The organism is Pseudoalteromonas nigrifaciens (genome assembly GCF_002221505.1).
GTDB lineage: Bacteria > Pseudomonadota > Gammaproteobacteria > Enterobacterales > Alteromonadaceae > Pseudoalteromonas > Pseudoalteromonas nigrifaciens.
In genome coordinates this window covers 3510496-3521200 of record NZ_CP011036.1, presented here as the reverse complement: position 1 = coordinate 3521200, position 10705 = coordinate 3510496, and the positions used below count along the sequence as shown (strand labels likewise).

Here is a 10705-nt window from a genome sequence, read left to right as displayed (position 1 = left end):
TATCACGGTATAAAACACTTAACACAATGATTTAATACAAGTTTAATTTTAAAGCCTGAGCATAGATCATAACAAAATTAGCTCTGGATCGCGAAACAAATCTGCGATCTAATTTAGTTTTCCCCTACTTTTATTCACTTTTTATACAGGGGCTGTGGAAAACTTCTTATTAATGATGATCCTAATAGATCACTCTTTATGATCTACATTAAATAGCTGGTATACTCTAAGGGTAGTGCGTAATTATGATTGACTTTAATACACTTCATCTATAATATCTCGCGCTCGCAATGGCACCTGTGCCAGGATCGCGACCTGCATAGGATGTTTTAACTTTAACCGATCGGAAGAGATTGTTATGAAAAGAACTTTTCAACCAAGCGTTTTAAAACGCAAACGTGCTCACGGTTTCCGTGCTCGCATGGCAACTGTAAATGGCCGTAAAGTATTAGCTCGTCGCCGCGCTAAAGGCCGTAAAGTTCTTTCTGCTTAATTTATAAGTGGAAGACTTTAACTTTGGCAGGGAGTTACGTCTGTTAACTCCCTCGCATTACTCTCGCATATTTAATGAACCCGCCCGGGCTGCAACTCCTTTCTTTACTCTTTTAGCTAAACCTAATGACCAAGATCAACCTCGGTTAGGACTTACTGTTGCTAAAAAACGAGTTAAAAAGGCATGTCAACGTAACCGTATTAAACGTTTAGCTCGCGAATGCTTTCGTTTAAATAAACACAACATCGACAATATAGATATTGTGCTTATGGTTAAAAGTGGTATTGATGAGCAGTCTAATGAAGAATTAACCAAACAACTGACCAAGTTGTGGCGTAAAATTAATGAGCGCTGCAAACCGGGTGCGCCCAAACCACCACCTTTTAAAAAGCGCCCTAATAAATCAGTTAAATCAAATAAACAGACCTAATAGCAATAGAATTACAGGGTTAATTAAGGTATCTTTAGCTCACCTTTTAATCATGCATTTGAAATCTCATATTGAGTCTTTAAATACATGGTATCTATTTACTAAACTTACGTAGGAGCATATATATCATGAGGTTACTTAAACCACTTGTTGCTTTGCCAACGTATTGTTTAGTTTTATTTATCCGCGGTTATCAAAAGTGGATTAGCCCGCTATTAGGTCCGCATTGTCGTTTTAATCCAACGTGCTCTAGTTACGCTATTCAAGCAATTAATTTGCATGGATCAGTAAAAGGCAGTTGGTTAGCAGTTAAACGCATATTAAAATGCCATCCTTTACATTCAGGTGGGAACGACCCCGTTCCTGAAAAATTAACCCATATTAACCACCAACACGAGAAATAAGAGCTGTTATGGAATCGCAACGCACGTTTTTATTCATTGGCCTGATGCTGGTGTCGTTTTTATTATTTCAAGAATGGAATACTGATTACAACACGCCAAAAGCCGATCCGAGTGCCACCACACAAACATTAAACCCAACATCATCAGAATCAGAAGATTATGTACCAACTTCATCTGACTCTGCGTTACCTGCCTCAGCAACTTTAGCAAAACGCTCTGTAATTGAAATTACAACAGATGTTTTCAAAGTTAAAATTGATACCCGAGGCGGTGATATTGTTGAAACTTACTTACTTCAATATGAAGAAACTAAAGGCAGTGAAACACCTTATATGCTGCTTGGTGAGTTTGATGGTAAACAATACTTTTCACAAAGTGGTTTAATTGGCTTAAATGGTCCTGATGCTTCTGCACAAGGTCGCCCAACTTACCACGTAGAGCAAAAGTCATACACTTTAACGGGTGATGAGCTTAGAGTGCCGCTACAGTTTACTGATAGTAATGGTGTTAACTTTACAAAAACCTATGTATTCAAAAAAGGTCAATATGATGTTGCTTTAGAATACACAATTAACAACACCACTAGCACGCCACTTCAAGTACAGCTTTACACACAAGTTAAGCGCACTGTACAAGACAAAGGCAGCATGGTTGATCAAAACTATTTAGGTGCAGCATACGGTACTGATGATGACCCGTACGAAAAGTACAGTTTTTCAGATATGGCTGACAAAAACCTAAATAAAATTACACTTGGTGGCTATGTTGCGTTTATTCAACATTACTTTGTAAGTGCTTGGGTTCCAATGCAGGATCAGTCAAATACACTTTATAGTTTAATTACTAAGAGTAATGCTGCCATCATTGGTGTTAAAGACGAAGCGGTTAATATTCAAGCTGGTAGTGAGCAAACACTTACTGCGACTTATTATATGGGCCCTAAAGAGTCTGATGTACTTGAAGCTATTCACCCAGATTTAGATTTAACCGTAGATTACGGTTGGTTATGGTTTATCTCACAACCTTTATTTGTATTGTTAAAGTGGTTACACAGTATTTTAGGTAACTGGGGTGTGGCTATTATTGCCATTACTATTATCGTTAAGTCGTTAATGTACCCACTGACTAAAGCGCAATATACTTCAATGGCTAAAATGCGTGCCCTTCAGCCTAAAATGGCAGCGCTTAAAGAAAAATTTGGTGACGACCGTCAAAAATTCGGCCAAGCCACAATGGAAATGTACAAAAAAGAAAAAGTGAACCCTATGGGTGGCTGTTTCCCTATTTTGCTACAAATGCCTATTTTCTTAGCCTTGTTCTACGTGTTCTTAGAATCAACAGAACTTCGCCACGCTGAATTTATTTTTTGGCTAACTGACCTTTCTGCGAAAGACCCATACTACGTGTTACCAATCTTATTTGGCGCCAGTATGTTTATTACGCAAAAATTACAGCCTATGACGGTTACCGATCCAATGCAGCAAAAAATGATGACCTTTATGCCGGTTATCTTCTCTGTGTTCTTCTTATGGTTCCCATCTGGTTTAGTTCTTTACTGGTTAGTGTCTAACCTTATTTCTATTGTCCAGATGCTCATCATCTACCGCGGCATGGAAAAGAAAGGTATTAAAGTAAGAGGCTAATTAAGCTCCTACTTATATAAAGGCGACTTCGGTCGCCTTTTTTATTACCTGTTTTTCACCACAGCTATTCGCTACAAATAAATCCATAGGTTACAATACCGCCATAAAGTTACTCATTGTTGGCAAATTAATAGCATGATCAATCAAGACACAATTGCAGCACAAGCAACAGCCCCCGGACGTGGTGGTGTTGGTATTATTCGCGTTTCAGGCAGCCTTGCTAAAAGTGTTGCCGAAAAAGTAGTAGGTAAAATACCTAAAGTTCGCTACGCCGATTATGTGCCATTTAAAAGCCTTGCTGGCGAGCAACTTGATCAAGGTATTGCCATTTACTTTGCCGGCCCTAACTCATTCACTGGTGAAGATGTACTTGAACTACAAGGCCACGGCGGTCCTGTAGTACTGGATATGTTACTTAAAGAAATTAGTAAAATAGAGGGCGTTCGTTTAGCAAAGCCTGGGGAGTTTTCTGAACGTGCATTTATGAATGACAAGCTTGATTTAACACAAGCAGAAGCCATCGCCGATTTAATTAATGCTACAAGCGAGCAAGCCGCTAAAAGCGCCCTACAGTCTCTCCAAGGTGAATTTTCTAAGCACATAGAAACACTTGTAGAAAAAGTAATTCACTTGCGTATGTACGTAGAAGCCGCAATTGATTTTCCCGATGAAGAAATCGATTTTTTATCTGACGGTAAAGTTTCTGGCGATTTAGATGCCATTATTGCCCAGCTCAATACGGTAACCGATCAAGCTAAGCAAGGCAGCATAATGCGCGAAGGTATGCGGGTTGTTATTGCCGGTCGCCCTAATGCGGGTAAATCAAGCTTATTAAATGCCCTTGCTGGGCGCGAAGCCGCTATTGTAACCGAAATTGCCGGCACTACACGTGACGTACTACGTGAACATATACATATAGATGGCATGCCACTGCATATTATAGACACAGCAGGTCTGCGTGAAAGCCCTGATTTAGTAGAACAAATAGGTATTGAGCGCGCATGGGATGAAATAAACCAAGCCGACAGAGTGCTGTTTATGCTTGATGGAACCGACACTATTGATACTGATCCCCATAAAATTTGGCCAGAATTTATGGCTAAATTACCCGTTGGATTAGGGGTTACAGTGATTAGAAATAAAGCCGATTTATCGGGCGATGTTGTTGGTATGGAGCAAAATCAGCAATACCCGGTCATCAGTTTAAGTGCTAAAAATGCCGATGGTATTGAGCTGGTTCGCGAGCATTTAAAAGCCTGTATTGGTTTTGATGGTGCAACAGAAGGCGGCTTTATGGCACGTCGTCGCCACCTTGATGCGCTTGAGCATGCAGCGTACCACTTAGATACAGGTAAAGCTCAGTTAGAAATGCATATAGCGGGCGAAATACTCGCCGAAGAATTGCGTTTAACCCAGCAATATCTAAACGAAATTACCGGTGAATTCACCTCAGATGACCTACTTGGAAAAATATTTAGCTCGTTTTGTATTGGTAAATAAGTTGCCAAATATATTTTAAAGAGCCCTAGAGGCTCTTTTTTATTGTCAAAATCCCCTGCTTTCACTACCTATTTCCTCCCTAAAAACAGCTTTATTGCGCTAATATTAATGCCTGATAAGAGCTGGCCAGTCTTTATTTGTTAGAGTAATGTCGTTTTAACTAAAAATAATGCCACTTTAATAGCTATAAAACGGCTAATTTATAGCATTAATGCAGTCTGTTTTTTACAAAACAGACTGCTATTTTAACTGCAGTGGATCAATTTTACGGTGGCTATTATGGTAATACTTCCTATTAAAATAGCCTTAATTAAGCTTAAGAACTGCAATATATGTTTATAATTCATTCAATATAAGAGCCTATTTTAGGCTTTTATTGACTCTAAATTACGCATATTTATAAAATTGAGTAGAGCAACACAACACCAAGTAAGCGTGAATTATATTTTTGGTCGGCCAAGTTAGCTAAAATTAATGATGATCTGCGCTGAAAAAATAAATAATCTCAGATCAGTTATCCACAATTAGCCTTTATTACCTTTTATAGAGACTTAAATTTCCGTATTTAACTAAGTAAATATCCTAGATCCGCCATTAAAACTAACTATTTACTGTTAATTGACTCATTTAATAAAAAGATCAGCTTTATTTGATCTCATTTAAATTTATTTTATGATCTAAATAGCACTTATCAACAGGCATTCTATCCACATTATGATCAGGGTATATATTATTGCTTAATAAGCTCTATTTAAGCATTTTCATATTCTTTAAATCAATAACTTAGCGATCAATCATAAATAAAAAAGTGGCTTTAAACAGAGCTTTCCCCACTGTTATCAACAACTTGATCAGAAGATTACATTTAAAGATTATTTGTTAAACCCTATTTAATCAACAACTTGAGTCGTTATAAATAACCAAGGCTAAAATTACAGCTAAAATAGTTATACAAAAAAGCACTCTTAACTTTACTGTTATACAAACTCAGTTATTATGAGCGGTAATTAAAAGCTATGTGATCACAAAAATTAATGAGTGCAGTAAATATTATTATTGGCAGCCAAATGGGATCCGCTGAATATGTTGCAGAACAATTAGCTGATCAACTTAATGCTCAAAGTATTAGTACGCAACTACATGAACAGCCTGTATTTAACGATATAGATCAGCAAAATACTATTTGGTTAATATGTACATCCACTTATGGTGCAGGGGATTACCCTGAAAATCTGATTAGCTTTATTGACGATTTAACACAAGCTGATGATTTATCTAATATAAAATACTCAGTCATTGGTTTAGGCGATACCAGTTACGATACTTATAACCTTGCTGGGCGCAATATAGATGAGTTATTAGCACAAAAAGGTGCACTTAGAGTAGCCGAACGCTTAGAGCTTAATATTCTTGATGAAGCGCTACCAGAGGATACTGCACTGGCCTGGCTTGACTCTTGGCTAGCTAAAACAGGCTTAAATTAATAGATCAAGCTAAAAAACCAAATTAAAGTTACCCACAATTTACTAATAATTTAATAGTTTTTGTGGATAAATACTGATTAAACTGCATTTATAGCTATGCTTATCCATTGGATAAGATCCGGTTGATATTGCCCTGTGCATAAAGTGCCTTTTTGATCAGAGCTTATTCGCTGGATGATCCGATCATGTTCACAACTTTAGATCTGATCTAATCGCATGTTTTAAATAAAGATCTAAACCTTATCAACAGAAAAGTGCTTCAGTAGTAGTAATAGTAATAAAAGATCTCTTTAAAAGATCCTTTATATTATTAGAGATCACACACTTAGATCTTGACCGCTGTTAATCATTTATCTTCTGCTAAATTCTAGGTAGAATACGCTCCCTTTTGAAGTTTACTGGTTTGATTTAAGTAGGATCCCATTAATGATTTTTCACGAAAATTTTGACGTTATCGTAGTAGGTGGTGGACATGCTGGCACTGAAGCCGCATTGGCAGCCGCACGTATGGGGATGAATACCCTGCTGCTAACTCACAATATGGATACCCTTGGTCAAATGTCATGTAACCCAGCAATTGGTGGCATTGGCAAAGGTCACTTAGTTAAAGAAATTGACGCTCTAGGTGGTGCAATGGCACAGGCCATTGACAAAGGCGGGATCCAATTTCGCACACTTAATTCTTCAAAAGGCCCAGCCGTTCGTGCAACCCGAGCACAGGCTGATCGCGCTTTGTACAAAGCGGCAATTCAAACAACATTGCAAAACCAAGATAACTTAAAGATTTTTCAACAATCGTGTGATGATCTTATTGTTGAAAACGATCGTGTTACTGGTGTGGTTACCCAAATGGGTTTACGTTTTAGTGCTCCAAGTGTTGTGCTAACCGTAGGTACTTTTTTAGGTGGCCAAATACATATAGGTTTAGAAAACTTTAAAGGTGGTCGTGCAGGCGATCCTCCTTCAATTGCATTGGCTGATCGTTTACGTGAATTACCTTTTAGAGTGGATCGTTTAAAAACCGGTACTCCACCACGTATTGATGCCCGTACTGTTGATTTTAGTAAAATGCAAGAACAAGCAGGTGATACGCCTATACCGGTATTTTCATTTATGGGTAAACCAAGTGATCACCCACAACAAATACCGTGTTACATCACCTTTACTAATGAAAAGACCCATGATGTTATTCGTAAAAACTTACATCGCTCGCCAATGTATGGTGGTGTTATTGAAGGCATAGGCCCGCGCTACTGCCCTTCTATTGAAGATAAAATTGTTCGTTTTGCTGATAAAGATAAACATCAAATTTTTGTTGAGCCAGAAGGTTTAACATCATATGAGTTATACCCAAATGGTATTTCGACCAGTTTACCGTTTGATGTGCAAATTGAAATTGTGCAATCTATTACTGGCTTTGAAAATGCTCATATTTGTCGTCCTGGTTATGCTATTGAATATGACTTTTTTGATCCGCGCGATTTAAAACGTTCATTAGAAACTAAATTTATTGATGGCTTATTTTTTGCGGGCCAAATAAATGGTACTACCGGTTATGAAGAAGCAGGTGCTCAAGGTTTAATTGCAGGTATGAATGCTGCTTTAAAAGTTCAGGGTAAAGAGTCTTGGACTCCACGTCGTGACGAAGCTTATGTGGGTGTACTTATTGACGACTTAACTACTTTGGGAACGAAAGAACCTTATCGTATGTTTACTAGCCGTGCTGAATACCGTTTATTATTACGTGAAGATAATGCCGATATTCGTTTAACTGAAAAAGGCCGCGAATTAGGCTTAGTGAATGATGAGCGTTGGCAGGCATATAACGAAAAAATGGAAGTGATCGCTAAAGAGAAACAGCGTATTAAAGATACCTGGATCCACAAAGATCATACTATGATAGATCAAGTTAATGCATTGCTAAAAACGCCATTAACGCGTGAAGCTAGTTTAGAGGAATTATTACGTCGTCCTGAAATTAGTTATAATGATCTAATGGCAATTGACGGCTTAGGATCTGAATTTACTAATCAAGCCGCGCTTGAACAAGTTGAGATCCATACAAAGTACGCAGGTTATATTGTGCGCCAGCAAGATGAGATCAATAAACAGTTACGCCATGAGCAAACAATTTTACCAAAAGAGTTTGATTATAAAACCGTATCGGGTTTATCAAATGAGGTTGTTGCTAAGCTGATTGATGCTCGTCCAGACACTATTGGTCAAGCTTCGCGTATTTCTGGTATCACCCCAGCGGCGATTTCGTTATTATTGGTGTATCTGAAGAAGCAAGGCTTGTTACGCAAATCTGCATAACGGCGAGGGTACCTAGTGTTACAGCAACAATTAACTACATTGTTAGCGCAAACTAATATTGCGCTAACCGAAAAACAACAGCAACAGCTGGTTCGTTACGTTGAGTTATTAACTAAGTGGAACAAAGCTTATAATTTAACCTCAGTACGCTTACCTGAAGAAATGATGGTTAAGCACATAATGGACAGCTTAGTTGTTGCACCTCATTTACCCGGTCATCATTATATTGATGTAGGAACTGGCCCTGGCTTACCTGGTATTGTATTAGCGATTGCATTACCTAACACTCATTTTGTGTTACTTGATAGTTTAGGTAAACGTGTACGTTTTTTAATGCATGTTAAACATGAGCTAGGACTTGATAACGTCACTCCGGTGCAGTCAAGAGTTGAAGAATATCAGCCAAGTGTTAAATTAGATGGTGTACTCAGTCGCGCATTTGCTTCATTGCAAGATATGGTTGACTGGTGTGGACACTTAATTGATCATTCAGGAAAATTTATTGCCCTTAAAGGTGTGTTCCCTAGCGAAGAGCTAGAGTCATTACCGACTGGCGTTAAGTTTGAGCAAAAAATTGCATTAGAAGTACCTAATTTAGATGCACAACGACATTTAATTATTCTTTCTAAAGACTAGGGATCAGAGACACTGTGGCAAAAGTCATCGCATTAGCAAATCAAAAAGGTGGTGTAGGTAAAACTACAACCGCTGTTAACCTCGCTGCATCTATGGCTGCAACAAAACGAAAAGTGTTGTTAATTGATCTCGATCCGCAAGGTAATGCCACTATGGGTAGTGGCGTAGATAAGTATGGCGACGTGCCAACTATTTACGATTTGCTGATAGAAAACAAGCCAATTGAAGAGGTTATAATTAAAGAAACCTCTGGTGAATATCATATGATTGCTGCAAACGGTGATGTAACCGCTGCAGAAGTAAAATTAATGGAATTATTTGCCCGCGAAGTACGTTTGCGTAATGCGCTGGAAAAAATTCAAGACCAATATGAATTCATTTTTATCGACTGCCCTCCTTCTTTAAATATGTTAACTGTAAATGCCATGGCTGCAGCCGACTCTATTTTAGTCCCTATGCAATGTGAATATTATGCGTTAGAAGGTTTAACCGCATTAATGGACACCATTACGCAACTTGCCAAGTTAGTTAATCCTAAGCTACAAATTGAAGGCATACTTCGTACTATGTACGATCCGCGTAATCGATTAGCTAATGATGTATCAGAACAATTAAAACAACATTTTGGCGATAAAGTTTACCGCACAGTGATCCCGCGTAATGTTCGCTTAGCCGAGGCACCAAGTTTTGGTGCACCAGCGATGTATTATGACCGGGCATCAAGTGGTGCTAAAGCATATTTAGCACTGGCTGGTGAAATGTTACGCAGAAAAGAAAAAACAACGCCAGTTGTCGCCTAACTTTGAGGTAAAAAAATAATATGTCTGCTAAAAAAAGAGGTTTAGGCCGAGGACTCGATGCGCTGTTAAGTTCATCAAAACCTGCACCAACAAGTAGCAATGAGCAAAATTCGTCAAATACAACTGACATTATGCACAATGTAACGCAATCTCAACAAAGCGAATTACAAAAATTACCGATCGAATTTTTACACTCGGGTAAATATCAACCGCGTAAAGATATGTCGGAAGAAGCATTAGAAGAGTTAGCTAGTTCAATTCGTGCGCAAGGCATTATTCAGCCAATTGTAGTGCGCCCTATTGCTCAAAATAGCTATGAAATTATTGCCGGTGAACGTCGTTGGCGTGCAGCGCAAATTGCTAAGCTTGATACTGTACCTTGTATTATTAAAGATGTACCCGATGAAGCTGCGGTTGCTATTGCTTTAATAGAAAATATTCAGCGTGAAGATTTAAATGCCATGGAAGAAGCGGTTGCTTTAAATCGTTTACTAAATGAGTTTGAATTAACCCATCAACAAGTAGCCGATGCCGTTGGTAAATCTCGTACTACAGTGACTAATTTATTGCGTTTAAATAATTTAAATAATGACGTAAAAACATTGTTAGAACACGGCGATATTGAAATGGGCCACGCTCGTTGTTTATTAGCGCTTGAGGGAGATACGCAATCTGATGCGGCGCGTTTAGCTGTGGCTAAAGCACTTACAGTGCGAGAAACCGAAAAGCTTGTACGTTCAATTTTAGAGCCTGTAGCCGCTAAAGAAGCAACAGAAAAAGATCCAGATGTTAAACAGTTAGAGCAACAACTCGCTGAAAACATAGGTGCCAAAGTAGAAATAAACTATAACAAAAAAGGCAAAGGTAAGTTGGTTATTTCTTACACAAACCTTGATGAATTAGATGGCATTTTAAACCGTATCAACCAAGACTATTCCCAGCATTAATAAATAACATGTCTAAAATGAGACAATTGTCGTTATTTTACACCACAATACA

At 38.2% G+C, this 10705-nt stretch carries 10 protein-coding genes; all 10 read left to right on the top strand.

Annotation, left to right across the window (positions count from 1 at the left end):
* Nucleotides 1–358 precede the first annotated feature (358 nt).
* The 10 genes from rpmH to PNIG_RS16510 all read left to right on the top strand — a co-directional run bounded on the left by rpmH (nucleotide 359) and on the right by PNIG_RS16510 (nucleotide 10653).
* Nucleotides 359–493, top strand: a complete 135-nt coding sequence (gene rpmH / locus PNIG_RS16555; RefSeq protein WP_004335215.1) for a 50S ribosomal protein L34 — start codon at nucleotides 359–361, stop codon at nucleotides 491–493.
* Between the two features lie 7 nt (nucleotides 494–500).
* A complete protein-coding gene (gene rnpA, locus PNIG_RS16550) occupies nucleotides 501–923 on the top strand; it encodes a ribonuclease P protein component (protein ID WP_011329643.1) in 423 nt (140 codons plus the stop codon).
* A 128-nt stretch (nucleotides 924–1051) separates the two neighbouring features.
* Nucleotides 1052–1327 (top strand): membrane protein insertion efficiency factor YidD, encoded by a 276-nt coding sequence (gene yidD, locus PNIG_RS16545; protein ID WP_011329641.1) that lies wholly within the window; start codon nucleotides 1052–1054, stop codon nucleotides 1325–1327.
* A gap of 8 nt (nucleotides 1328–1335) precedes the next feature.
* On the top strand, nucleotides 1336–2970 hold the full coding sequence (gene yidC / locus PNIG_RS16540) for a membrane protein insertase YidC (protein WP_011329640.1): 1635 nt from the start codon (nucleotides 1336–1338) through the stop codon (nucleotides 2968–2970).
* Between the two features lie 135 nt (nucleotides 2971–3105).
* Complete coding sequence (gene mnmE / locus PNIG_RS16535; RefSeq protein WP_086996465.1) at nucleotides 3106–4470, top strand: tRNA uridine-5-carboxymethylaminomethyl(34) synthesis GTPase MnmE; 1365 nt, start codon at nucleotides 3106–3108, stop codon at nucleotides 4468–4470.
* Between the two features lie 1034 nt (nucleotides 4471–5504).
* Nucleotides 5505–5954, top strand: a complete 450-nt coding sequence (gene mioC / locus PNIG_RS16530; protein WP_089368916.1) for an FMN-binding protein MioC — start codon at nucleotides 5505–5507, stop codon at nucleotides 5952–5954.
* A gap of 426 nt (nucleotides 5955–6380) precedes the next feature.
* On the top strand, nucleotides 6381–8270 hold the full coding sequence (mnmG, locus tag PNIG_RS16525) for a tRNA uridine-5-carboxymethylaminomethyl(34) synthesis enzyme MnmG (RefSeq protein ID WP_089368915.1): 1890 nt from the start codon (nucleotides 6381–6383) through the stop codon (nucleotides 8268–8270).
* A gap of 15 nt (nucleotides 8271–8285) precedes the next feature.
* Nucleotides 8286–8906 carry a 16S rRNA (guanine(527)-N(7))-methyltransferase RsmG gene (gene rsmG, locus PNIG_RS16520; protein WP_011329636.1) on the top strand — a complete coding sequence of 207 codons (621 nt, stop codon included), beginning with the start codon at nucleotides 8286–8288 and terminating at the stop codon, nucleotides 8904–8906.
* A gap of 14 nt (nucleotides 8907–8920) precedes the next feature.
* The gene (locus tag PNIG_RS16515) at nucleotides 8921–9706 is read left to right on the top strand and encodes a ParA family protein (RefSeq protein WP_011329635.1); all 786 of its coding nucleotides are present in this window, start codon (nucleotides 8921–8923) and stop codon (nucleotides 9704–9706) included.
* Nucleotides 9707–9726: 20 nt separating this feature from the next.
* A complete protein-coding gene (locus PNIG_RS16510) occupies nucleotides 9727–10653 on the top strand; it encodes a ParB/RepB/Spo0J family partition protein (RefSeq protein ID WP_086996472.1) in 927 nt (308 codons plus the stop codon).
* The last annotated feature ends 52 nt before the right edge of the window (nucleotides 10654–10705 follow it).